The 21,912-nt window shown below is 60.6% G+C and carries 27 protein-coding genes and 1 tRNA gene; 18 read left to right on the top strand and 10 right to left on the bottom strand.

The features are described 5' to 3' along the window. Nucleotides 1-36: 36 nt before the first annotated feature. The 9 genes from thrS (at nucleotide 37) to REH59_RS18125 (ending at nucleotide 7,523) form a co-directional block, all read left to right on the top strand. Nucleotides 37-1,959 carry a threonine--tRNA ligase gene (thrS, locus tag REH59_RS18165; RefSeq protein ID WP_004574324.1) on the top strand — a complete coding sequence of 641 codons (1,923 nt, stop codon included), beginning with the start codon at nucleotides 37-39 and terminating at the stop codon, nucleotides 1,957-1,959. Beyond that, nucleotides 1,959-2,510: a translation initiation factor IF-3 gene (gene infC, locus REH59_RS18160; protein WP_012052879.1), complete on the top strand. Its 552-nt coding sequence runs from the start codon at nucleotides 1,959-1,961 to the stop codon at nucleotides 2,508-2,510. The genes thrS and infC overlap by 1 nt, the downstream gene beginning before the upstream one ends. A gap of 60 nt (nucleotides 2,511-2,570) precedes the next feature. Continuing rightward, nucleotides 2,571-2,765: a 50S ribosomal protein L35 gene (rpmI, locus tag REH59_RS18155; protein WP_003250667.1), complete on the top strand. Its 195-nt coding sequence runs from the start codon at nucleotides 2,571-2,573 to the stop codon at nucleotides 2,763-2,765. 27 nt (nucleotides 2,766-2,792) lie between these two features. Further along, the gene (rplT, locus tag REH59_RS18150; protein ID WP_003250671.1) at nucleotides 2,793-3,149 is read left to right on the top strand and encodes a 50S ribosomal protein L20; all 357 of its coding nucleotides are present in this window, start codon (nucleotides 2,793-2,795) and stop codon (nucleotides 3,147-3,149) included. Between the two features lie 109 nt (nucleotides 3,150-3,258). After that, complete coding sequence (gene pheS / locus REH59_RS18145; protein ID WP_003250674.1) at nucleotides 3,259-4,275, top strand: phenylalanine--tRNA ligase subunit alpha; 1,017 nt, start codon at nucleotides 3,259-3,261, stop codon at nucleotides 4,273-4,275. A gap of 31 nt (nucleotides 4,276-4,306) precedes the next feature. Beyond that, on the top strand, nucleotides 4,307-6,688 hold the full coding sequence (pheT, locus tag REH59_RS18140; RefSeq protein WP_014860890.1) for a phenylalanine--tRNA ligase subunit beta: 2,382 nt from the start codon (nucleotides 4,307-4,309) through the stop codon (nucleotides 6,686-6,688). A 4-nt stretch (nucleotides 6,689-6,692) separates the two neighbouring features. Then, nucleotides 6,693-6,995, top strand: a complete 303-nt coding sequence (gene ihfA / locus REH59_RS18135) for an integration host factor subunit alpha (protein WP_003250679.1) — start codon at nucleotides 6,693-6,695, stop codon at nucleotides 6,993-6,995. Further along, nucleotides 6,976-7,332, top strand: a complete 357-nt coding sequence (locus tag REH59_RS18130) for a MerR family transcriptional regulator (RefSeq protein ID WP_003250681.1) — start codon at nucleotides 6,976-6,978, stop codon at nucleotides 7,330-7,332. The genes ihfA and REH59_RS18130 overlap by 20 nt, the downstream gene beginning before the upstream one ends. A gap of 114 nt (nucleotides 7,333-7,446) precedes the next feature. Continuing rightward, a tRNA-Pro gene (locus tag REH59_RS18125) sits at nucleotides 7,447-7,523 on the top strand. A 6-nt stretch (nucleotides 7,524-7,529) separates the two neighbouring features. On the opposite strand, the gene REH59_RS18120 is transcribed toward REH59_RS18125, so the two are convergent. Both REH59_RS18120 and REH59_RS18115 read right to left on the bottom strand, forming a co-directional pair. Further along, nucleotides 7,530-7,766: a hypothetical protein gene (locus tag REH59_RS18120; protein WP_135007181.1), complete on the bottom strand. Its 237-nt coding sequence runs from the start codon at nucleotides 7,764-7,766 to the stop codon at nucleotides 7,530-7,532. Between the two features lie 127 nt (nucleotides 7,767-7,893). After that, on the bottom strand, nucleotides 7,894-8,784 hold the full coding sequence (locus tag REH59_RS18115) for a LysR family transcriptional regulator (RefSeq protein ID WP_014860889.1): 891 nt from the start codon (nucleotides 8,782-8,784) through the stop codon (nucleotides 7,894-7,896). Between the two features lie 113 nt (nucleotides 8,785-8,897). Between REH59_RS18115 and REH59_RS18110 the strand changes: the two genes are divergently transcribed. Together REH59_RS18110 and REH59_RS18105 are read left to right on the top strand one after the other, a co-directional pair. Beyond that, a complete protein-coding gene (locus tag REH59_RS18110; protein ID WP_014860888.1) occupies nucleotides 8,898-9,629 on the top strand; it encodes an SDR family NAD(P)-dependent oxidoreductase in 732 nt (243 codons plus the stop codon). A gap of 69 nt (nucleotides 9,630-9,698) precedes the next feature. Then, a complete protein-coding gene (locus tag REH59_RS18105) occupies nucleotides 9,699-9,908 on the top strand; it encodes a tautomerase family protein (protein WP_014753565.1) in 210 nt (69 codons plus the stop codon). 157 nt (nucleotides 9,909-10,065) lie between these two features. Here the strand turns inward: REH59_RS18105 and REH59_RS18100 are convergent, their stop codons facing one another. Then, nucleotides 10,066-11,103: a sensor domain-containing diguanylate cyclase gene (locus REH59_RS18100; RefSeq protein ID WP_128573743.1), complete on the bottom strand. Its 1,038-nt coding sequence runs from the start codon at nucleotides 11,101-11,103 to the stop codon at nucleotides 10,066-10,068. Between the two features lie 373 nt (nucleotides 11,104-11,476). Here REH59_RS18100 and REH59_RS18095 point away from each other — a divergent pair, with 373 nt between their 5' ends. Next, on the top strand, nucleotides 11,477-11,962 hold the full coding sequence (locus tag REH59_RS18095) for a DUF2165 domain-containing protein (RefSeq protein WP_014860886.1): 486 nt from the start codon (nucleotides 11,477-11,479) through the stop codon (nucleotides 11,960-11,962). A 45-nt stretch (nucleotides 11,963-12,007) separates the two neighbouring features. Beyond that, the gene (locus REH59_RS18090; RefSeq protein ID WP_014860885.1) at nucleotides 12,008-12,724 is read left to right on the top strand and encodes an SDR family NAD(P)-dependent oxidoreductase; all 717 of its coding nucleotides are present in this window, start codon (nucleotides 12,008-12,010) and stop codon (nucleotides 12,722-12,724) included. Nucleotides 12,725-12,893: 169 nt separating this feature from the next. Here the strand turns inward: REH59_RS18090 and REH59_RS18085 are convergent, their stop codons facing one another. From REH59_RS18085 to REH59_RS18075, 3 genes are all read right to left on the bottom strand, one after another. Next, a complete protein-coding gene (locus REH59_RS18085; RefSeq protein ID WP_003250694.1) occupies nucleotides 12,894-13,157 on the bottom strand; it encodes a DUF3077 domain-containing protein in 264 nt (87 codons plus the stop codon). A 149-nt stretch (nucleotides 13,158-13,306) separates the two neighbouring features. Beyond that, entirely contained in the window at nucleotides 13,307-13,549 is a 243-nt protein-coding gene (locus REH59_RS18080) for a hypothetical protein (RefSeq protein ID WP_014860884.1), read from the bottom strand. 474 nt (nucleotides 13,550-14,023) lie between these two features. Continuing rightward, entirely contained in the window at nucleotides 14,024-14,242 is a 219-nt protein-coding gene (locus REH59_RS18075; protein ID WP_014591528.1) for a hypothetical protein, read from the bottom strand. 176 nt (nucleotides 14,243-14,418) lie between these two features. Here REH59_RS18075 and REH59_RS18070 point away from each other — a divergent pair, with 176 nt between their 5' ends. The 4 genes from REH59_RS18070 (at nucleotide 14,419) to REH59_RS18055 (ending at nucleotide 16,736) form a co-directional block, all read left to right on the top strand. Further along, nucleotides 14,419-15,135 carry a hypothetical protein gene (locus REH59_RS18070; protein ID WP_320450592.1) on the top strand — a complete coding sequence of 239 codons (717 nt, stop codon included), beginning with the start codon at nucleotides 14,419-14,421 and terminating at the stop codon, nucleotides 15,133-15,135. A 148-nt stretch (nucleotides 15,136-15,283) separates the two neighbouring features. Next, on the top strand, nucleotides 15,284-15,697 hold the full coding sequence (locus REH59_RS18065) for a thiol-disulfide oxidoreductase DCC family protein (protein ID WP_033725614.1): 414 nt from the start codon (nucleotides 15,284-15,286) through the stop codon (nucleotides 15,695-15,697). Next, complete coding sequence (folE, locus tag REH59_RS18060; RefSeq protein ID WP_003250704.1) at nucleotides 15,682-16,242, top strand: GTP cyclohydrolase I FolE; 561 nt, start codon at nucleotides 15,682-15,684, stop codon at nucleotides 16,240-16,242. Before REH59_RS18065 ends, folE begins: the two co-directional genes overlap by 16 nt. Nucleotides 16,243-16,277: 35 nt before the next feature. Then, nucleotides 16,278-16,736 (top strand): DUF3429 domain-containing protein, encoded by a 459-nt coding sequence (locus tag REH59_RS18055; protein ID WP_014860883.1) that lies wholly within the window; start codon nucleotides 16,278-16,280, stop codon nucleotides 16,734-16,736. A gap of 23 nt (nucleotides 16,737-16,759) precedes the next feature. Here REH59_RS18055 and REH59_RS18050 read toward each other — a convergent pair whose 3' ends face one another. Genes REH59_RS18050 through galB form a run of 3 tightly spaced genes read right to left on the bottom strand, consistent with a single transcriptional unit; the run spans nucleotide 16,760 to nucleotide 19,337 of the window. Next, on the bottom strand, nucleotides 16,760-17,845 hold the full coding sequence (locus tag REH59_RS18050; RefSeq protein WP_014860882.1) for a 4-oxalomesaconate tautomerase: 1,086 nt from the start codon (nucleotides 17,843-17,845) through the stop codon (nucleotides 16,760-16,762). 2 nt (nucleotides 17,846-17,847) lie between these two features. Continuing rightward, nucleotides 17,848-18,564 carry a 4-carboxy-4-hydroxy-2-oxoadipate aldolase/oxaloacetate decarboxylase gene (locus REH59_RS18045; protein WP_121783696.1) on the bottom strand — a complete coding sequence of 239 codons (717 nt, stop codon included), beginning with the start codon at nucleotides 18,562-18,564 and terminating at the stop codon, nucleotides 17,848-17,850. Continuing rightward, nucleotides 18,561-19,337, bottom strand: coding sequence for a 4-oxalmesaconate hydratase (gene galB, locus REH59_RS18040; RefSeq protein ID WP_103518093.1), 777 nt, complete (start codon nucleotides 19,335-19,337; stop codon nucleotides 18,561-18,563). Before galB ends, REH59_RS18045 begins: the two co-directional genes overlap by 4 nt. A 117-nt stretch (nucleotides 19,338-19,454) precedes the next feature. Here galB and REH59_RS18035 point away from each other — a divergent pair, with 117 nt between their 5' ends. Beyond that, nucleotides 19,455-20,648 (top strand): LysR family transcriptional regulator, encoded by a 1,194-nt coding sequence (locus REH59_RS18035; protein WP_014860880.1) that lies wholly within the window; start codon nucleotides 19,455-19,457, stop codon nucleotides 20,646-20,648. Nucleotides 20,649-20,663: 15 nt separating this feature from the next. Here the strand turns inward: REH59_RS18035 and REH59_RS18030 are convergent, their stop codons facing one another. Next, nucleotides 20,664-21,911 carry an OprD family porin gene (locus REH59_RS18030; protein ID WP_014860879.1) on the bottom strand — a complete coding sequence of 416 codons (1,248 nt, stop codon included), beginning with the start codon at nucleotides 21,909-21,911 and terminating at the stop codon, nucleotides 20,664-20,666. Between the last annotated feature and the right edge of the window lies 1 nt (nucleotide 21,912).

Raw genomic sequence — 21,912 nt, 5'->3', positions numbered from 1 at the left:
CCTTTGGTAGGGGTCACCACTAGGAGAGGAGGCGCCATGCCCGTTATTACTCTTCCCGATGGCAGTCAACGTTCGTTCGATCACGCCGTATCCGTAGCCGAAGTAGCCGCTTCCATCGGCGCTGGCCTGGCCAAGGCCACTGTGGCCGGCAAGGTCGACGGCAAGCTGGTCGATGCGTGTGACCTGATCAGCAACGACGCCACCCTGCAGATCATCACCCCTAAAGATGAAGAGGGACTGGAGATCATCCGTCACTCGTGCGCCCACCTGGTTGGCCACGCCGTGAAGCAGCTGTACCCGACCGCCAAGATGGTGATCGGCCCGGTCATTGACGAAGGCTTCTATTACGACATCGCCTACGAGCGCCCCTTCACCCCAGAAGACATGGCCGCCATCGAAAAGCGCATGATGGAGCTGATCGAAAAAGACTACGACGTGGTCAAGAAAATGACCCCGCGCGCCGAAGTCATCGATGTGTTCAAGGCCCGTGGCGAAGACTACAAGCTGCGTCTGGTCGAAGACATGCCGGATGAACAGGCCATGGGCCTGTACTACCACGAAGAATACGTCGACATGTGCCGTGGCCCGCACGTGCCGAACACCCGCTTCCTCAAGGCATTCAAGCTGACCAAGCTGTCCGGCGCTTACTGGCGTGGCGATGCCAAGAACGAGCAGCTGCAGCGCGTGTACGGCACGGCCTGGGCTGACAAGAAGCAGCTGGCTGCGTACATCCAGCGCATCGAAGAAGCCGAAAAACGCGACCACCGCAAGATCGGCAAGCAGCTCGACCTGTTCCACCTGCAGGAAGAAGCCCCGGGCATGGTGTTCTGGCACGCCAACGGCTGGACCGTCTACCAGGTACTCGAGCAGTACATGCGTGGCGTGCAGCGCGAAAACGGCTACCAGGAAATCAAGACCCCGCAGGTTGTCGACCGCATCCTGTGGGAGCGTTCCGGCCACTGGTCCAACTATGCCGAAAACATGTTCACCACTTCGTCGGAAAGCCGTGACTACGCGGTAAAACCGATGAACTGCCCGTGCCACGTGCAGGTGTTCAACCAGGGCCTGAAAAGCTACCGCGACCTGCCGCTGCGTCTGGCCGAGTTCGGTGCCTGCCACCGTAACGAGCCGTCGGGCGCCCTGCACGGCATCATGCGCGTGCGTGGCTTCGTACAGGACGATGCGCACATTTTCTGCACCGAAGAACAGGTGAAGAAAGAAGCCGCCGACTTCATCAAGCTGACCCTGGACGTGTACAAGGACTTCGGTTTCAGCGACATCGCCATGAAACTGTCCACTCGTCCGGCCAAGCGTGTCGGTTCTGAAGAGTTGTGGGACCGTGCTGAAACAGCGCTGGCCGACGCCCTGAACGAATCCGGCCTTGAGTGGGAATACCAGCCGGGCGAGGGTGCCTTCTACGGCCCGAAAATCGAGTTTACCCTGCGCGACTGCCTCGGCCGTAACTGGCAGTGCGGTACCCTGCAGTACGACCCGAACCTGCCAGAGCGTCTGGATGCCAGCTATATCGCCGAAGATAACAGCCGAGTTCGCCCGGTCATGCTGCACCGCGCCATCCTCGGTTCGTTCGAGCGCTTCATCGGCATGCTGATCGAGCACTATGCTGGTGTGTTCCCGGCGTGGCTGGCCCCAACCCAGGCGGTGATCATGAATATCACCGACAAGCAGGCCGATTTCGCCCTCGAGGTTGAGAAATCTCTGAACGGAAGCGGTTTCCGTGCCAAGTCGGACTTGAGAAATGAGAAGATCGGCTTTAAAATCCGCGAGCATACTTTGCTCAAGGTCCCGTACCTTTTGGTTATAGGGGACCGCGAAGTCGAAACGCAAACCGTCGCTGTGCGTACTCGCGAAGGCGCAGACCTGGGCTCCATGCCCGTCGCCCAATTCGTTGAGCTGCTGACACAAGCGGTTTCCCGGCGTGGTCGCCAAGAATCGGAGTAATGACTATTAAGCGTGAAATGAGAAACGATAAGCGTGCTGTACCGAAGGCCCCGATCAACGAGAATATCTCGGCCCGCGAGGTTCGGTTAATTGGCGCAGACGGCGAGCAGGTTGGCATCGTCTCGATTGATGAAGCGCTGCGTATCGCTGATGAAGCGAAGCTGGACCTGGTAGAAATCTCTGCAGACGCGGTACCACCCGTCTGCAAGGTCATGGACTACGGCAAGCACCTCTTCGAGAAGAAGAAGCAGGCTAACGAAGCCAAGAAAAACCAGAAGCAGATCCAGATCAAAGAAATCAAGTTTCGTCCAGGGACGGAGGATGGGGATTACCAGGTAAAACTACGCAACCTGGTACGTTTCCTTACCGATGGGGACAAGGCCAAGATCTCTCTGAGATTCCGTGGTCGTGAGATGGCCCACCAGGAGCTGGGCATGGAGCTGTTGAAGCGGGTCGAAGCCGACCTCGCCGAATACGGCACCGTTGAGCAGCATCCGAAGATGGAAGGACGCCAGCTTATGATGGTCATCGCCCCCAAGAAAAAGAAGTAATCTCCCGGGCACGGCAGGCCTGATGATTATGTGTAATTTTATCGAATGCGGAGTTCCAACATGCCAAAAATGAAAACCAAGAGCGGTGCTGCGAAGCGCTTCCTGAAGACAGCTTCGGGCTTCAAGCACAAGCACGCTTTCAAGAGCCACATCCTGACCAAAATGTCGACCAAGCGTAAGCGTCAACTGCGCGGTGCCAGCTTGCTGCACCCGTCCGACGTCGCAAAAGTCGAGCGCATGCTGCGCGTTCGTTAATTCTGGTTAAGATAGAGGAAGTTACTCATGGCTCGTGTTAAGCGCGGCGTTATCGCTCGTAAGCGTCACAAAAAAATTCTGAAACTGGCTAAAGGTTACTACGGTGCACGTTCGCGCGTATTCCGTGTAGCCAAGCAAGCGGTCATCAAGGCAGGCCAATACGCCTACCGCGACCGTCGCCAGAAGAAGCGTCAGTTCCGCGCACTGTGGATCGCTCGTATCAACGCCGGTGCCCGCACCAACGGTCTGTCCTACAGCCGTCTGATTGCTGGCCTGAAAAAGGCTTCGATCGAAATCGACCGTAAGGTTCTGGCTGATCTGGCAGTGAACGAAAAAGCGGCGTTTGCTGCGATTGTCGAGAAAGCTAAAGCCGTTCTGGCTTAAGTACCCGCGACAATCACCCGGCGGTGCTAGCGCTGCCGGGCATTGAACGTCATCGATAGGGGAAGAGCCTTCAAAGCTCTTCCCCTATTTTCGTATCTGGAGTCTGTACATGGAAAACCTGGATGCGCTGGTCTCCCAAGCCCTAGAGGCCGTGGAACGCGCTGAAGACATCAACGCCCTGGAACAGATCCGGGTTAATTATCTCGGCAAGAAGGGCGAACTGACCCAGGTGATGAAGACCCTGGGCAACCTGCCAGCCGAAGAGCGGCCGAAAGTCGGCGCGCTGATCAACGACGCCAAAGAGCGCGTCACCGTTGTGCTCAATGCCCGCAAGGCTGCCTTTGAAGAAGCCGAGCTCAGTGCTCGCCTGGCTGCCGAATGCATTGACGTCACCCTGCCAGGCCGCGGCCAGGCCACCGGTGGCCTGCACCCGATCACCCGTACACTCGAGCGCATCGAGCAGTTCTTCACCCACATTGGCTACGGCATTGCCGAAGGCCCAGAGGTGGAAGACGACTACCACAACTTCGAAGCGCTCAACATCCCTGGCCACCACCCGGCGCGGGCGATGCACGACACCTTCTACTTCAATGCCAACATGCTGCTGCGTACCCACACCTCGCCGGTGCAGGTGCGGACCATGGAGTCCACCCAGCCGCCCATCCGCATTGTGTGCCCGGGCCGCGTATACCGCTGCGACTCGGATATCACCCACTCGCCGATGTTCCACCAGGTCGAAGGCCTGCTGATCGATCGCGATATCAACTTCGCCGACCTCAAGGGCACCATCGAAGAATTCCTGCGCGTATTCTTCGAGAAAGAACTGGCGGTCCGTTTCCGCCCATCGTTCTTCCCCTTCACCGAGCCGTCTGCAGAAGTCGACATCCAGTGCGTGATGTGTTCCGGCAACGGCTGCCGCGTGTGCAAGCAAACCGGCTGGCTGGAAGTGATGGGCTGCGGCATGGTGCACCCGAATGTGTTGCGCATGTCCGGCATCGACCCAGAAGAGTTCCAGGGCTTTGCCTTCGGCATGGGTGCCGAGCGCCTGGCCATGCTGCGCTATGGCGTCAACGATTTGCGTCTGTTCTTCGACAACGACCTGCGGTTCCTAGCCCAATTCCGCTAGGCCCAATCGACGCAACTTTCAGGAGAACAGCATGAAATTCAGTGAACAGTGGCTGCGCGGTTGGGTCAACCCGCAAGTCTCCCGTGACGAACTGGTCGCCCGCCTGTCCATGGCCGGCCTCGAAGTTGACAGCGTTACCCCCGCTGCCGGCCAGTTCAGCGGCATCGTCGTGGGCGAAATTCTCGCCACCGAACAACACCCGGACGCCGACAAGCTGCGCGTGTGCCAGGTAAGCAGCGGCCAGGAAACCTTCCAGGTTGTGTGCGGCGCCCCTAACGCCCGCCCAGGCATCAAGATCCCGTTCGCCATGATCGGTGCCGAACTGCCAGGCGACTTCAAGATCAAGAAGGCCAAGCTGCGCGGTGTCGAGTCCTTCGGCATGCTGTGCTCGGCCGCCGAACTGCAGATCAGCGAAGAAAACGACGGCCTGCTGGAACTGGCTGCCGACGCTCCGGTTGGCGAAGACATTCGCACGTACCTGTGCCTGGATGATGCCAGCATCGAAATCGGCCTGACCCCGAACCGCGGCGACTGCCTGTCCATCGCTGGCCTGGCCCGCGACGTCAGCGCCCTGTACGACACCCCGGTCACCCGCCCGGTGGTGCCAGCCGTAGCGGCCGCCCATGACGAAGTGCGCCCGGTCGAAGTCAGCGCCCCGGCTGCTTGCCCGCGCTACCTGGGCCGCGTTATCCGTAACGTCGACCTGAGCAAGCCAACCCCACTGTGGATGGTCGAGCGCCTGCGCCGCAGCGACGTTCGCAGCATCGACGCCGCCGTCGACATCACCAACTACGTGATGCTCGAACTCGGCCAGCCGATGCACGCCTTCGACCTGGCAGAAATCAACGGCGGCATCCGCGTGCGCATGGCCGAAGAGGGCGAAAAGCTCGTCCTGCTCGACGGCCAGGAAGTGGCCCTGCGCGCCGACACCCTGGTCATCGCCGACCACACCCGCGCCTTGGCCATCGCCGGCGTCATGGGTGGCGAGCACAGCGGTGTGAACACCGAAAAAACCCGCGACCTGTTCCTGGAAAGCGCCTTCTTCGAGCCGATTTCCGTCGCCGGTAAAGCTCGTTCCTACGGCCTGCACACCGATGCCTCGCACCGCTACGAGCGCGGCGTCGACTCGCAACTGGCCCGCGAAGCCATGGAGCGCGCCACGCAGTTGCTGCTGGACATCGTTGGCGGCGAAGCCGGCCCTGTGGTTGAAGCGGTCAGCGAACAGCACCTGCCACAAGTAGCCCCGGTCACCCTGCGCGCCGAACGCATCACCCAGATGCTTGGCATGGAAATGGACCCAGCCCAGGTCGAGCAGTTGCTCAACGCCCTCGAGCTGACCACGACCAAGAGCGGGGAAGGGCAGTGGACCGTCAGCGTGCCAAGCCACCGCTTCGACATCAGCCTGGAAGTGGACCTGATCGAAGAGCTGGCCCGCCTGTACGGCTACAACAACCTGCCGGTACGCTACCCGCAAGCCCGCCTGGCCCCACAGGGCAAGCCGGAAACCCGCGGTGACCTGCCGACCCTGCGCCGCCTGCTGGTTGCCCGCGGCTACCAGGAAGCCATCACCTACAGCTTCATCGACCCGAAACTGTTCGAACTGTTCAGCCCGGGCGTAGAGCCGCTGCTGCTTGCCAACCCCATCTCCAGCGACATGGCCGCCATGCGCGCCTCGCTGTGGCCGGGCCTGGTCAAGGCACTGCAGCACAACCTGAACCGCCAGCAAGACCGCGTGCGCCTGTTCGAAAGCGGCCTGCGCTTTGTCGGCCAACTGGGTGACCTGCAGCAGCAGCCAATGATTGCCGGCGTCATCACCGGCAGCCGCCTGCCAGAAGGCTGGGCCAACGGCCGCGACGGCGTCGACTTCTTCGACGTCAAAGCCGACGTGGAAGCCCTGCTGGGCTACTCCGGCGCCCTGAGCGACTTCACCTTCAGCGCCGGCAAACACCCAGCCCTGCACCCAGGCCAGACTGCTGCCATCGAGCGTGACGGCAAACTGGTCGGCTACCTCGGCGCCATCCACCCAGAGCTGGCCAAGGCCCTGGGCCTGGACCGCCCGGTGTTCCTGTTCGAGCTGGTGCTGGGCGACGTGGTCGAAGGCCGCCTGCCGAAATTCAGCGAACTGTCCAAGTTCCCGGAAACCCGTCGTGACCTGGCTTTGATCGCAGGACGTGATGTGGCTTCTAGCGCGGTGCTTGAATTAATTCGTGACAATGCAGGCGAATGGCTCACAGACCTCAGGCTGTTTGATGTGTACCAAGGTAAAGGCATTGATCCTGATAGAAAAAGCCTTGCCGTCGGCTTGACCTGGCAGCATCCATCGCGCACTCTTAACGACGATGAGGTGAACACTACCCTGCAAAACATCCTCACCTCGCTCGAACAAAGGTTGAACACCACGTTAAGGAAATAACGGCATGGGTGCTCTGACGAAAGCTGAGATGGCCGAAAGGCTGTACGAGGAGCTGGGGCTTAACAAGCGTGAGGCCAAGGAGCTGGTCGAGCTGTTTTTCGAAGAAATTCGGCACGCACTTGAAGAGAACGAGCAGGTCAAGCTGTCCGGTTTCGGCAACTTCGACCTTCGCGACAAACGCCAGCGGCCGGGCCGTAACCCCAAGACAGGGGAAGAAATCCCGATCACCGCACGGCGCGTCGTCACCTTTCGTCCAGGGCAGAAGTTGAAGGCCCGGGTTGAGGCCTATGCTGGAACCAAGCCATAACGACGAACTGCCCCCCATACCGGGCAAACGCTACTTCACCATTGGTGAAGTGAGCGAGTTGTGTGCCGTAAAGCCACACGTGCTGCGGTATTGGGAGCAGGAGTTCGACCAGCTGAACCCTGTGAAGCGGCGGGGGAACCGGCGGTATTACCAGCGCCAGGATGTGCTGATGATCCGCCAGATTCGTGCGCTGCTGTATGATCAGGGGTTCACCATTGGCGGGGCGCGGTTGAGGCTCTCCAGTGATGAGGCTAAAGATGAATCCAGCCAGTACAAGCAGCTGATTCGGCAGATGATTGTTGAGTTGGAGGATGTGTTGGTGGTTTTGAAGAAGTAAACCGGGTTTCTGATGAATGGAAATTTTTTTGAGAAAAAGCTTTCATTTATCAGGAGGTTAGGGTACATTCTTCAACGTTCTCGGCAAGATTGAGAACATGCTTCAAAGCCCAGTCGGGGCGTAGCGCAGCCCGGTAGCGCACTTGCATGGGGTGCAAGGGGTCGAGTGTTCGAATCACTCCGTCCCGACCATATATTTCAATGACTTAGGCCATTTCCGAAAGGAGTGGCCTTTTTCATGTGCGTGACTTTTGCGTGACTTCTCAGGGTAACACCACCGCGAATTCGCATGTCAACCTCGTCAGGATCGGCGTGGGTGTAGAGCGGAATGCTGTAGTCGTTGACCGCCGAGGCAGGCGCTCCACCGAATTTGAGGTTGTGCTGCTTAACCTCGTTCGAGATCGTGGCGTACGCCTGAGGTGAGCGTGATTCCATCCATGCCACCGGCTCGGCCCGGTGCTGGGCCGGCAGGTGCTAAACCGGAGATCGGTCCAAGGCCAATTACAGACTGGCCCATCGGCGCCGCATCCACCATGGCACTGGTACAGAGTGAGACGTCCCCTCAGCTGCCAGCAGCCCACTGGCGCCGCTTGTCCATGATGAAGTCGACGAAGGCCCGCAGGCGCAACGGCATGTGCCGGCCTTGGGGATACAGCAGGGTGAACGGCCGCGAGCGGCCAGCGAAGGGCCGCAGCACCTCGACCAGCGAGCCCTCGGCCAGCTCGCGCTCGACGATAAAGCGGTAGGTCTGGAACAGTCCCGCGCCGTGCTTGGCCAAGGTCACGCCACCGAGCACGTCGTCCGAGCAGATGTAGCCGCCCTCGGTGAGTACTTCCCGCTGACCGCTGCTGGGCAGTTCGAACTGGATGCAGTCATGCTGCGCCAGTTCTTCAAGGCTCTGCAGTTCCCCCGCGTGTTCCAAGTAATCTGGAGTGGCCACCACCACCAGCCGGGCGTCTTCCAGCGGCCGGGCGATCAGAGTCGAATCCGGCTGTGCACGCACGCGGATGGCCAGGTCGTAGCCCTCGCCGACAAAGTCGATATTGCGGTTGCCCAGGTGGATGTCGACCTGCACCTTCGGGTAGCGCCGTCGAAACTCGGGCAGCAGCGGCAGGATGCGGTGGTGCCCGTAGGTCGTGGGCAGGCTGATGCGCAGTGTGCCCGAAGGCTCCTGCTGCTGACCGGTCACCACCCGCTCGGCCTCCACCAGCTGGGTCAGCGCCTGACGACACTGTTCGTAGTAGCCTCGCCCGCCCTCGGTCAGACGGATGCTGCGGGTGGTACGGACGAACAGTCTGGAGCCCAAGCGCTCTTCCAGGCGGCTGATCGAGCGACTGACCGCTGCCGGCGTCACGCCCGCCGCGAGACCGGCCGCGGTGAAGCTGCCCAGCTCCGCCGCCAGGCAGAACAGCTCGATGCTGCCGAGTAGGACGTCGTCGAAATGCCGCTGCATTGATTACACCATGTATCAACTGAAGTTCTTGCTGCCATATTTATCCTTATCTAAAGCAAAAATATAGTCCTCCCAACGGCGCTCTTCTGCGTCACCTGATTGGGAGAAACGACATGAGCAACAGCAAAACGGTAGTGATCACCGGCGCCTCCAGCGGCATCGGCTTCGGCCTGGCCAAGGCTTTCCTCGCCAGTGGCTTCAATGTGGTCGGCAATGCCCGCTCCGCCGGACGCCTCGCCGAGGCCAAGGCACAACTGGACAGCCCCGCCTTCATCGGCGTGGCCGGTGACATCGCCAAGCCTGAGACCGCCCGCCGCCTGATTCAGGCCAGCATCGACGCCTTCGGCCAGGTCGACGTGTTGGTCAACAACGCTGGCTTCTTCCTGCCCAAACCCTTCGTCGACTACAGCCCGGAAGACATCCAAAGCATGCTGGAGACCAACCTCAAGGGCGTGGTCTACGCCTCCCAGGCCGCCGCCGTGCACATGATCGAGCGGCGCCAGGGTCACATCATCAACATCACCGCTGCCGTGGCGCTGCAACCCAACATCGCCGTGCCCGCCGCCCTGCCGGTGCTGATCAAGGGGGGGCTCAACCAAGTTACCCGCGCCCTGGCGCTGGAGCTGTCGTCGCACAACATCCAGGTTAACGCGGTGGCTCCCGGCATCATCGAGACGCCGATGCACGATCCGGCCAGCTTCGACTTCCTCAACGGCTTGCAACCGGCCGGACACATCGGACGCGTCAGCGACATTGCCGACGCCGTGCTTTACCTGGCCAACGCCGGGTTCACCACGGGCGCGGTGTTGCCGGTCGACGGCGGTATGAGTGTCGGCAAATGGTAATAGGCTGAACGTAACGGGGAGGCATCCCGCCTCCTTGCCCTGATTTCCCCACCCTATAGGAGTAATACCATGCCCTTCGTCAGCGTCCGCATCACTCGCGACGGCGTCACCCGTGATCAGAAAGCCCAAGTCATCAAGGAAATCACAGAGACCTTGCAGCGAGTGCTCGGAAAGAAACCTGAGCTCACCCATATCGTGATCGAGGAGGTCGACACCGATAACTGGGGCTACGCCGGTATGACCACCACCGAGTACCGCAGCAAAAAAACTCAGGGATGAGCTCCGAACTGCCCCGGCGGCGCGAATCAGCGCCTCCAGGGCGGCCTTGGCTCGACACGCTTGCGAAGGAGAACCCACTTGGAGACCGGGGTGGCCAATACGCTAGCGCATTTCGTATAGGGAGAGTCTCGCCCCATGTTACCGAGTCTTAACTTCCTCAGGATAACGCTGGCACATAGACAACTTGGTCACGCCCCCCGTGTTTGGCCGCATAGAGACCGCCATCAGCGCGCTTTATTGCATCATCAATCTGCTCACCCTGGGTGAGCAGGGCGCATCCAATGCTCATGGTCATCTTCCGAGGGCCGCCGGGCAACAAAAACGGCGCGCTGCCGATTGACTGACGCAAGCGCTCCGCAATCTGCGTTAATTCTTGGCTATCTTTAACCCGTAGCAAGGCCACGAACTCCTCTCCTCCTTGGCGTACCAGCAGGTCATCTGGCCGAAGCGTAGCCCGCAGTCGGCGGGCGCACTCGCAGAGAACTTTATCGCCGGCATCGTGGCCATGCTCGTCATTGACCGATTTGAAACGGTCGAGGTCCGCGTATACGGCACCTAGCTGTAAACCTCGCTCCTCAGCCAAACGAAGCTCTCGGTTCTGAAATGCTGCCAACGCCCCGCGGTTCCATAGTTGTGTCAAAGGATCAAGCAAAGCCCTGCGCTGCCCGCGATCCATTTCAACACGCAGAGCGCGATTGACCTGCGCTAGGCTCCGCAGTTGCAAATAACCCTCGGTGAGCGTGGCTAAGTCCCGAAAATTAGCCTGTTGCGCCTCGCTGAGCTTCCGCGGCCGAGGATCGAACATGCACAGGGTGCCAATGGCTTTGCCATTTGAGGCACGTAACGGGTGGCCCGCATAGAACCGGATATAGGGTGGGTTCAGCACGAGGGGATTGTCCTCGAAGCGTGTATCGCACCTGGCGTCGGAAACCATCAAGGTATCTTCACCGAGAATCGCGTAGCCGCAAAAAGACACATTACGCTTCGTCTCGCTTACCTCGATACCGATTCGAGCCTTGAACCACTGCCGGTCCTGATCGATTAGGCTGACCAGAACGGTCTCCACCTGGGCTAGTTCTTGGGTGAGTCGTACCAAGGTATCGAGATAATGCTCGGCCGGCGTATCGACCAAGTCCATATCATCAAGTGTGCGCTGACGAAGTGCTTCATCAGCGGGTAGGGGACAAGCTGGCATATCTGTTACTCCACTCCTTGGTTCGTTTTTTCCACAAACGCGGATAGAAAACTCTCAAGCATCTTGACCAATGCCGCACACGCTCGGCGCCTTCAGGCCAGGCCAGCCGGAATAGAGAGCATAGCAAACCGGTTGGCTCTATCCCGGATCCTCCAGTGGGCATTACCTGTGGTGTTGATCGGCGCGGCTCGGTCGGTCGCCCAAGACCTCGACAAACTTCTCAGACCTACAGACGGCTTGAACAAACGGTTGAGGTTGTCGCCCCTGCCTGCCTTATTGGAAATCCGGTATTGACCTCGAGTTAAGTCAAGGTTTTAGAGTGGCGTCCGGACGCTCTCGCTGCTTTCGGAAACGAACTCACAAAGGACCAGGAATGGACACTCCGACTTCACTGCTGATTTTCCAGATCACCTGCTGCATTGGCTTGAGCCTGTGGCTGAGTATCAGCCTGATCAACAACCTGCAGGCCTTTGCCAGCTCAGCCGGGGCGATCGGGGAGACCATGTCGATGGCGCCGCTGGCCCAACCTCCCGGAATCAGCCTCCCTTTGCTGGTGCGAGCGATGAACTCTCACGCCATCCATCGCTTGGCCTTGTCGATCATCGTGCTGACACAGGCAGCCGCCGTTCTCGCGGCTTGGGTTGGCTGCTATGAACTGCTGCTTGGCGCCGGCCTGGAGGTGGCGCGGCCCTGGTTGAACCTGGCCTTGAGCGCAACGCTCGGGTTCCTGTTCGCGATGCTGCTGGGCGGGATATGGTTCGGCTACTGGATCCGCCAGGAAGGGTTGCAACTGACCCATCTGCTGTTGATGGTCTGGATCCTGCTGCACTTCGTCGTACTGAATGTCCGCTGGAGTTGAGCGGCCTAGGGAAGCTTGGAGCATTTCAGTTAAAAGGAGCAACAGATGAAGATGATGATCGTAGGCGCCGGCAGAGGTTTGGGCCGGGCTTTGCTCGAAGGGCTCGGCAAGCCAGGGGACACGCTGATCGGCGTATCACGCAAACAGCCGTCAGACTTGGCCCTTGCCCCGGGCATCGATCTGCACTGGGTCGATGCCGACCTTGCCAAGCCAGCGGCGGCTGTGGCACAGATCGCGGATCGGGCACCTGCCGATCTGGATGTCCTGATCTACAACGTTGGCATCTGGGAAGAACACGCCTTCAGCGAGCACTATGCATTCCTTGACGACAGCGACGAATCGATCACCAGGCTGGTCGAGGTGAACATCACGGCCACGCTGCTTTTACTCAAGCGCCTGGTGCCCAAGTTGCTTGGTGCGCCCCGGCCGCAGTTGATCCTCACCGGTTCGACCTCAGCTCTTCGCCAGAGTGGGCGCCCGGAGGTAGCGTTCGGCGCCTCAAAGTTCGCCCTCAACGGCATGGCTGATGCGCTGCGCGAAGGTTTCAGGGATGACAACCTGGCGGTGACCGTGCTCCAACTGGGTTATCTGAATACCGACGACTCCCTGAACACGCCATTGGCGCAAGCCGCAGCACGTGGCGAGCGGCGCCAGGTACCGGTGCATGATGTGGTCACTATGGTCGACGCGCTGTTGCGCTTATCCGGGGCTTCGTTCGTACGGGAGCTGATCTTGCCGGCTATCGGCGATGAGCGCTTCTGACGCCAAAGCACCGGAGCCTTTGCGTGAGGGTTCGGCTTTGATGTCGCAATCGATGGAACTGAATCTTGGATCACGTCTAGCAAGAAAGGGGCAGGGGTTAGGTCGCTGAGTCGCCTTCAAAACCGGGAGTCGCATAGGTCTTGAAGGCACCCAGTCAATGATGAGTCATTCAGCGCATCATGCCCAGTTCAGCATCATCCATCAGTGCCTTGGCTAACGCGCAAAGGTAGTGCGAAGCCCAGATCAACTGAGGTTTATCTTCCATCAATCCATCCAGAGTCATGTCCCGTGCATAGCCCATCAGCTCGGACGCCTGTTCACGGGCGCTTTGGCAGGGGATGCCGGCTTCGATGCGGAAGAGGGGATGGGTCTGGTTTTCACCTTGGTAGAAGGTGGTTTTGCCGACGGTGAATTTGGTTTCTTCTGTGGACATTGTTCAGTTTCCCCAAGATTGCTTCAGCCTGTACGGGCCTATTCGCGGGTGAACCCGCTCCTACAGGAGCACGGCAGTCTTCAAGGCTGAGGGAGTGCCTGGGAGGGTATCCGTGAAGAGGCCGGCCCAGGCAGTACATCAGCGAGACGTCAGTGCGTAGTGCGAGGCTCAGTGGGCATCTGCACCTGGGCTATTGCGGACTCGAGCAAAGCTCTCAAGGTCTCCAGTTCATGCATCGAGGTCATCATCAGAATCGACGCGGGTGACTTGGGCTGCAGCAGCATTGCCTGATGCACGACAGTTGCAGCGCAAAGCGCGTAATCCGTGGCCTGGATCAGGGTGTCTTCAAGGCAGAGGGACCGGTGGGGTGGATCTGGAACGATCTTGAGCATGGCGTAACTCCAACGTCGGAAAGTGGAGCTACCTCAACCTTGCTGTCAAACAAGATGGTGGCAGCTGTACGCGGGTTGACAGACCGAGACGTTGGCACTCGGCGCACCACAGGGTGCCCACACGTACAGCCGCCATGAAAGCGAGCACATGAGGACAACGTCAGCGGTCTGTCAAAACCGGTCGCTGAATTGGCAGCGACAGGCCGAGACTAGGGCTGACTATTTCCATGTGCAACGAAAATCAGGCGCGAGGAGTATCTTTGGGAAATGGCCTACAAGGAAGGGGTAATTTCTGATTTTTCGACCCGCTCCCGTTCCCCAAAACGTCGACAGGAAACATGCGGGCAAAAGAAAGCCCGCCGAGGCGGGCTAAGTACTATCACGTAGGGATAGCTTCATCCTGCCCAAGCCACTGTGAAAATTGGGTGAAAGAAAGGTCCCCATAACGTGATCATCCAGAGGGCCCCGCGCCCTTCAAAGCTCGGCTTTCTGCCGCTGGTGGCGCTGAAAGCGGGTAACCGCGATCTGGACGGCAGCTGCAACGAGGCACAGTAGGCCGACTTTCCAGCTGCCCTCCAGGCCGTAATGCTCGGCGATCTTCCCTGTGATGATGACGCTAACGAAGATGGCGAAAGGCAGGATCAGTTTGTTCATCGGGTCTTCCAGCAGGCTGCAGATGGCTCGGGTGAACATGCAGTTCACCCAGCGGAAAGGCCGCGATCTTAGCAAATCCGGTTGCGGCGTTGTGGTCACTTCCAGAGCGGTTGCAAGGTGTGTTGTCTGTATCGCGATAATGGCAAAGGGTCAGTATGGACTTGCGCGACCCAGCCCTCGAAACTGATTCATTCGCATCTGGACCAGGGCCGGTCATGAATAACCTGCAACGCACACTCTCTCTCATGCTGCTGCTGGCAGCCGCTTCATTGACCGCCTGCGTCCCCTGGAAACGCGAACGCGCCGCCTACGCGGGCCTTTGCGAATCCGAGTTCCAGTTCAAAGTGCCAGGCCCGCAGGGGGAGACCACCCTCTACCTGGAAACCTACCTCTACGACCACGCCGCCCTATGGGGCGAAAAGCGCTATGAGCAAAGCCTGTACGTGCAGTACCCGGGCGAGAAGTACTCGCGGCAGGAATTCTTTGTGCAAATGATCGCCTACAACAAAGACCGCCAACGCCCGTCGACCGATGCCAAGCGTGGCGAGCCGCCGATACCGGTGCTGTACGACAGCCGTCAGGCTTACATCACCTTTGAAGACGGCTCGCGCCTGAATGCGCGGCCCGAGGTGTACTTGGGCATCAACGAGACCTACGACTTTCCGTTGGTGAATGAGAAGACCGCCCGGCCATCGCCATATGACATCAACAGCGATGAAGTGCACCGGATGATTCCCAGGATGACCAATAACAAGCGCTATGGCTCGGCTTACGTGATCTTTCAGACGGACAAGTTCGAGGCAGATTCCAAGTGGACGATTCATCTGGGGGCACTGGATGTGCAGGGCCGCAAGGTGCAGATTCCGCCGCTGAAGCTCTGCTATCACCCCGTTAAGAAATGGATCGGGATCGAGCCGCTCATGCGGCCTTGAGTGGAAGGTGTCGGCCATGGGAGGTTTGGCGGCGCTCGATCTCACCGGCAATACAAACCCACCGGCGAACATCTCCCAGCCCCCCATTGCGAATTTCCTGGTTTCAGCTAACTTATACAAAAACCTGTACAAGCATGAGAGGTTGTACATGTATTGCGAGTGGCCCTTCACCCTGTACTTTGACGGCGCCTGCCCGTTGTGCGCTCGGGAGATCGCCTTCCTGCGCAGGCAATCGACCGGGGGAAAGCTCATCCTGGTTGACATCAGTGCGGATGATTTCGATGCAGGGGCGTTGGGCTTGACGGTTGAGCAACTGAGGTCATGCCTGCATGGAAGGTTCGCGAGCGGGCACTGGGTTACAGGCTTGGACGCCACCTTGTGGAGTTGGCGTGCTGCCGATGTGGGCCTGTGGGTCGCGCCACTGGCTTGGCGTCCGCTACGTCCCCTGTTTTCGGTGCTTTACAGGCTGTTCTGTCGATTGAGGCCACACTTGGCCTGGCTACCACATCCCGCTGGCGGGCACCGCTGTAGCGGTGAGGAGTCCAAATGTCACATTCGTTAGCCGAGCACTACCATGAAATCCTGGTCGGTATTGGTGAAAACCCGCAGCGCGAAGGGCTTCTGGACACACCCCAGCGTGCGGCAAAAGCGATGCAGTACTTGTGCAACGGGTATGCCCAGGATCTTCACGAGGTCGTGAACGGTGCTCTGTTCGAGAGTGAAAACGATGAAATGATTGTGGTGCGTGACATTGAGCTCTACTCATTGTGCGAACACCACATGTTGCCGTTTATTGGCAAGGCGCATGTCGCGTACCTGCCAACAGGACGCGTGTTAGGGCTTTCCAAGGTTGCACGCGTGGTGGATATGTTCGCCCGTCGCTTACAGATACAGGAAAACCTCACGCGGCAAATTGCGTATGCCGTGCAGGAAGTCACGGATGCCGCAGGGGTAGCGGTCGTGATCGAAGCCCAGCATATGTGCATGATGATGCGCGGTGTAGAGAAGCAGAACTCGGTGATGATTTCATCCGTGATGTTAGGTGCATTTCGCGACGCCCCCTCGACGCGGCACGAATTCCTGAACCTCATTGGACGACACAGTTGACGTCCGGTCCTGAACCGTCGCGAAGGGGCGCCCAGATGAATACCGATGCTACTGCGTTATCTCCAAGCCGCTTCGCTGTCCTGGGTTACGGCGGTCTGCTGCCGTTTATTGGTTTAACGCTGCTCATCCTTTTTTGGGCTGAATATCGAGCGTTTTTCTCGATGATGCTGGTTGGCTATGGCGCGGTGATATTGAGCTTCGTCGGTGCCCTGCACTGGGGGTTTGCCATGACGTTGCAGGGTTTGCCCGCAAAGCAGCGTCAAGAGCGACTGGTGTGGAGCGTTATACCGGCCCTGATCGGTTGGGTTGGCACGTTGCTGCCTGTGCCATTGGGGTGTCTGGTGTTGACCTTTGGTTTTGTCGGCCATCTTTGGCAGGATCGCAAACTGGCGCAAGCCGTGCCTGGGTGGTATCTGCCGATGCGCGTGCATTTAACGGCTGTCGCGAGCCTCTGTTTGCTGGTCAGTGCACTTGCGGTGTCAATTCATTTTTGAAACCCCAAGCAACCATTGATGAATCACTTCTGCGGCCCACCCCAGATATCCCGACCGATGCACACAACCCCGTCAAACAGCAAACGCGCCGTCCTCACCAACCCGCACCCCTTGATCACGCCATGTTCCAGGCTGATTTCCACCGTAAATTCCCCACTCGGATGCTCCACCGCCAAACGCTGACGATCACCGTCGGACGCGCTGGCAAGGCCCTGTGCAACCGACCCTTCAATCAAGCAGGCCGCAGCAACACTCACCGCACCAAACACCCCGATGGACGCATGGCAGCGGTGCGGGATGAATGAGCGCGTATTGACCGTGCCGCCGTTGCGCGGTGCTGACAGCAGGCACATTTTTGGCACATTGCGCTGGCTGACATCACCCAGGTTCATGCGTGGGCCCAGTTGCAGGCGGATGGCTTCCAGGCGTGTTTTCAGGGCGCTGTCGGCCTCCAGCGTTTCGCACGGCTCGTAACCGGTCACGCCAATGTCCTCGGCACGCAGCAGTACCACCGGCATGCCGTTGTCGATGCAGGTGACTTCCACACCCTCGACACAGTCGCGGCTGTTGCCGGTGGGCAACAGGGCTCCGCAGCTGGCGCCGGCCACGTCGGCAAACGTGACCACCAGCGCCGCCCCACGGCCCGGCACCCCATCAATACGGGTATCGCCGGCATACTCCACCTGGCCATCGGCGGTCGGCACCTGGGCGACGGCGATCTGCCCGGTGTTTTCCATGAAGATGCGCACCGGTGTGCTCGCGCCGCTGGCGGCCACCAGGCCGCGCTCAAGGGCGAACGGCCCTACGCCGGCCAGAATGTTGCCGCAGTTTTGCCCATAGTCCACCCGCGCCTCGTCCACCACCACCTGAGCGAACAGGTAGTCCACGTCGGCGTCATCGCGCTGCGAAGCGCGGATGATGGCGACTTTGCTGGTGAGCGAGTCGGCGCCGCCGATGCCGTCAATCTGACGGGCATCGGGCGAGCCCATCACCGCCAGCAGCACCCGGTCACGCAGCGGGCCAGGGGCGGGCAGGTCGTCATGCAGAAAATAGGCGCCCTTGGAGGTGCCGCCGCGCAGCAGCAGGCAGGGTATGCGGGTCTGGCCCATGTTCAGCCTTCCAGGTCGGTGAGGTGGTCGACATAACGCAGGCCCTTCGCCGCCAGGCGCGGGCGCATCTCGTAGATGTCCAGGCCAAGCTCGCCGGCGGCCAGGCGCAGGCGTTTGCGTTCTTCCAGGTCGGCGCGCTGGGTGGCGGCTTCGAGTACCGCCTGGGCTTCGCCATGGCGCACCACCACTACGCCGTCGTCATCGGCCACCACGATGTCACCGGCATGGACGAGCTGCCCGGCACACAGCAGCGGCAGGTTCACCGAACCCAGCACTTCCTTCACTGTGCCTTGGGCATTGATCGCGCGGGACCACACGGCAAAGCCCATGTCGCGCAGTGTCTGGCTGTCGCGCACGCCCGCATCGATCACCAGGCCGCGCACGCCGCGGGCCTGGAGCGAGGTCGCCAGCAGGTCGCCGAAATAGCCATCGCTGCACGGCGAGCTGGGCGCCACCACCAGTACGTCGCCTGGGCGGCACTGTTCCACGGCAACATGGAACATCCAGTTGTCGCCTGGGGCCACCAGCACGGTTACCGCGCTGCCGGCCACCGCCACACCTTGCTGGAGGGGGCGCACGGCAGTATTGAGCAGCCCCTTGCGACCTTGGGCCTCATGCACCGTGGCGACACCCAGCCGGCCCAGGGCATCGATGATGTGTGGCTCAACGCGTGGGATATTACGCACGACGATGCCGGTCTTGCCGATCAGCCCGCTCATGCCAGGTTCTCCGTCACGCGTGGGAACACGCTCTGCAGGCCTTCGGCGTAGACGATGTTGCGTGCGCTGGTGATGCCCACGTTACGCTTGGCTTGCACGCCGCGCTGCAGGGCCACGCGGGTGTAGTACTCCCAGAGGTGTTCCTGGCCAGCCATGCACTGGATGGCGGCATACTTTTTGTCCCACACCGAGGTAATGTCCAGGAACGTGTCCGGGCGCCATTCGCACTGCTCGGGCTGGTGCGGCTCAAAGGCGTACACCGGCGGTGCGCCAACGATCTTCTCGCCCGGCTTGTAGCCTTCAGCCTGCGCGATGATGCGGGCTTCCTGGGCCAGGTGCATGGCCAGCGGGTGGTCGTAGTTGTAAGGGTCTTTGAGGGAGTGGCTGAGTACGAACTCCGGTTGTACCCGGCGATACACATCGGCCAGGCGGAACAGGGTGTCCTTGTCGGCGCGCATCGGGTAGTCGCCGATGTCGAAGAACTCCACGCTGGCACCGAGGATTTCGGCCGCCGCCATGGCCTCTTCACGGCGTGCGTCCTTGACCTTGGCTTCGGTCATTTCACCCTTGCGCCACAGCTTGGCAGACTCACCACGCTCACCGAAAGACAGGCAGACCACGTGCATGGCATAGCCTTGCTCAGCGTGCAGCGCAATGGCGCCACCGGCACGCCAGACAAAGTCGGCCGAATGTGCGCTGACCACCAGGGCGGATTTTTGTGGGGTATTCATGGTTCGTTGGCTCCTGCAGTGGGGGTGGGCGCAGGATGTCATTGGCCTGTGCAGGGCACTAATGCGTTCATTTGCAGCGGCTATGCGTTTTATTTATTGCCGGGCAAGCGGGGTAGAGGCATAGTCGCCGCAGTCACGAGCCGAGCGCCGGGAGCCCTTATGATCGATGTCGAACTGCCCAACCTGATGCAAGTCCGCGCGTTCATCCGGGTAGCCGAGCTGGGCAGCGTTTCGCGGGCGACGGAAGTGTTGTTCCGTGCTCAGTCCGTGGTCACCCGCGCCATCGCCGAGCTGGAGGCGCGCTTTGCCGTGCCCCTGTTCGAGCGCCATGCCAATGGCATGCGCCTGACCGACTATGGCGAGTGCCTGCTGCCGCGCGCACAGCGCGTGCTGGCGGAACTGGACGGCGTGCCGAGTTTGCTGGGCACCGCGCAGGGCGAGCCCCTCTACCTGTTTCAGGCGCGGCGCCTGCAGGTGTTCGTGAAACTCTGTGAAACACGGCACATGCAAACCGTGGCGCGGCACTTCGGCCTTAGCCAGCCGGCGGTCAGTGCGGCCTTGAAAGTGCTCGAAGGCGGGTGTGGACAGCCCTTGTTCGTGCGCACGTCGCGCGGCCTGCAGCCCACTGTGGCCAGCCGGGACATTCTGTTCCCCATCCGCCGGGCGCTGAACGAGTTGCGCCTGCTGGACAGTGACCTGAGCGCGATGCAAGGCACCCTGCGCGGGGTGGTGCATGTCGGCGCGTTGCCATTGGGCCGCTCGCGCATTCTACCGGACGCCATTTTACGCTTCACGGCCCAGCACCCACAGGTTCGGGTGGTGACCAACGAAAGCCCGTTCGACCTGCTGGCAACCGAGCTGCGGGTAGGGGATGTGGATTTCGTCTTGGGCGCCTTGCGGCCTCACGATTATGCCAGCGACCTGGTGGGCGAGCCGCTCATCAACGAGGAAATGGTGGTGCTGGCCCGTCGAGGGCACCCGCTGTTGCACACACACCTGACGCTCAAGGACGTGCACCAGGCGCGCTGGGTGTTGCCGCGGGCCGGTTCGCCGGCCCGCCAGCTGCTCGACAACTGTTTCGCCGCCGCGGGCCTGACAGCGCCGTGGCCGGTGGTGGAAAGCGCTGATCTGGCGGTTATCCGTGGCCTGCTGGTGCGTTCGGACATGCTGGCGGCGGTGTCTGCGCACCAGTTGGCTTACGAGATTGCCAGCAGCGAACTGCAACGCCTGCCGCTGGCACTGCCCGGCACTGCCCGCGCCATCGGCCTCATGCAGCGCAGTGGCTGCCTGCAGTCACCGGCGGCAGTCGCGCTGATGGCCTGTATCCGCCAGGTTATCACCGAGCAGGCGTGAGCCCAGGAGGGTGACTTAAAGCAGGCTCAGCGGGTAGCTGACGATCAGCCTGTTCTCATCGAAACTGTTGGTGCTGCCCCAGTCCCGGCGCTGGCTGGAGTTGCGCCACTTGAGGTTCAGGGCCTTGAACGGCCCAGACTGGATCACATAGGCCAGCTCGCTTTCGCGGCCCCACTCGGTGCCGTCCTGGGTGCTGGCGTTGTGCACGTTGTCACCGTGGATATAGCGGTTCATCAGGGTCAGGCCGGGTATGCCAAGCACCACGAAGTTGAAGTCGTGGCGCACCTGCCAGGAGCGCTCGCGGGCGCTTTCATAGCTGGAGCCGAAGGCGTCGTTGGCCAGCGTGCCGCCGCTGGTGCCATTGACCCGGAACCATTCATCATCGCCCATGACCTTCTGCAAACCGACGTAGAACGTGTTGCCACCCAGCTTCGCCGAGAACAGGCCCGAAGCGGTGCGGTTGTCCAGTTCGCCTGCCTTGGCGCCACCGTCATCCTTGCCCCAGAAATAGCTCAGGTTGGCGCCCAGTACCCAGTTGCCCAGCGGCTGTTGATGCTGCACCTGGAAGTAGCGCTGCTGGTAGATGTCTTCCAGCTGGGCATACCAGGCGCCGACCAGGGTGCGCTCCTGGTTGAAGCGGTATTCACCGCCGGCGAAGTTGAAGCGGTCCGAGGTGAAGGCTGTGCGCGTGAACAGGCTCATGTCCTGCATGCTGGCGTCGTTGCGCGGGCTGTTCTGGCGGAACTGGCCGCCATACAGGCTCAGGCCGGCCAGCTCGTTGGAGGTGACCTGCGCGCCCTGCAAGGTTTGTGGCAGCGAGCGGCCGTCATCGGCGCGCAGGATGGGCAGGGTAGGTGACCACTCGCCAACCTTGAGTTCCGTCTTGGACACCCGCATCTTGCCCGCCAGCGCCGTGCGGCCAAAGTCGTCCGCCGGGCGCCCGTCGTCATGAACAGGCAGCAACTGCGTGCCGGCGGTGCCCTTGCCGCCATCAAGTTTGATGCTGTAAAGGCCCAGCACGTCAACGCCGAAACCGACCACGCCGGGGGTGAAGCCGGACTTGAAGTCGAGGATGAAACTTTGCGTCCATTCCTCGGCTTTGCCTTGGCTTGCCGTGCCCGTGTAGTCGCGGTTCATGTAGAAGTTACGCAACGTCAGGCTTGCCTTGGCATCGTCGACGAAGCCTTCGGCCAGGGCTTGCAGTGGCAGGCTGGCTGCCAGTGCGAATGTGGGGACGAGCGGGTACAGGGTGCGGCATTTCATT

This window comes from Pseudomonas sp. BO3-4 (genome assembly GCF_034044115.1).
Lineage (GTDB): Bacteria > Pseudomonadota > Gammaproteobacteria > Pseudomonadales > Pseudomonadaceae > Aquipseudomonas > Aquipseudomonas alloputida.
This window is presented reverse-complemented; position numbering and strand designations above follow the sequence as displayed.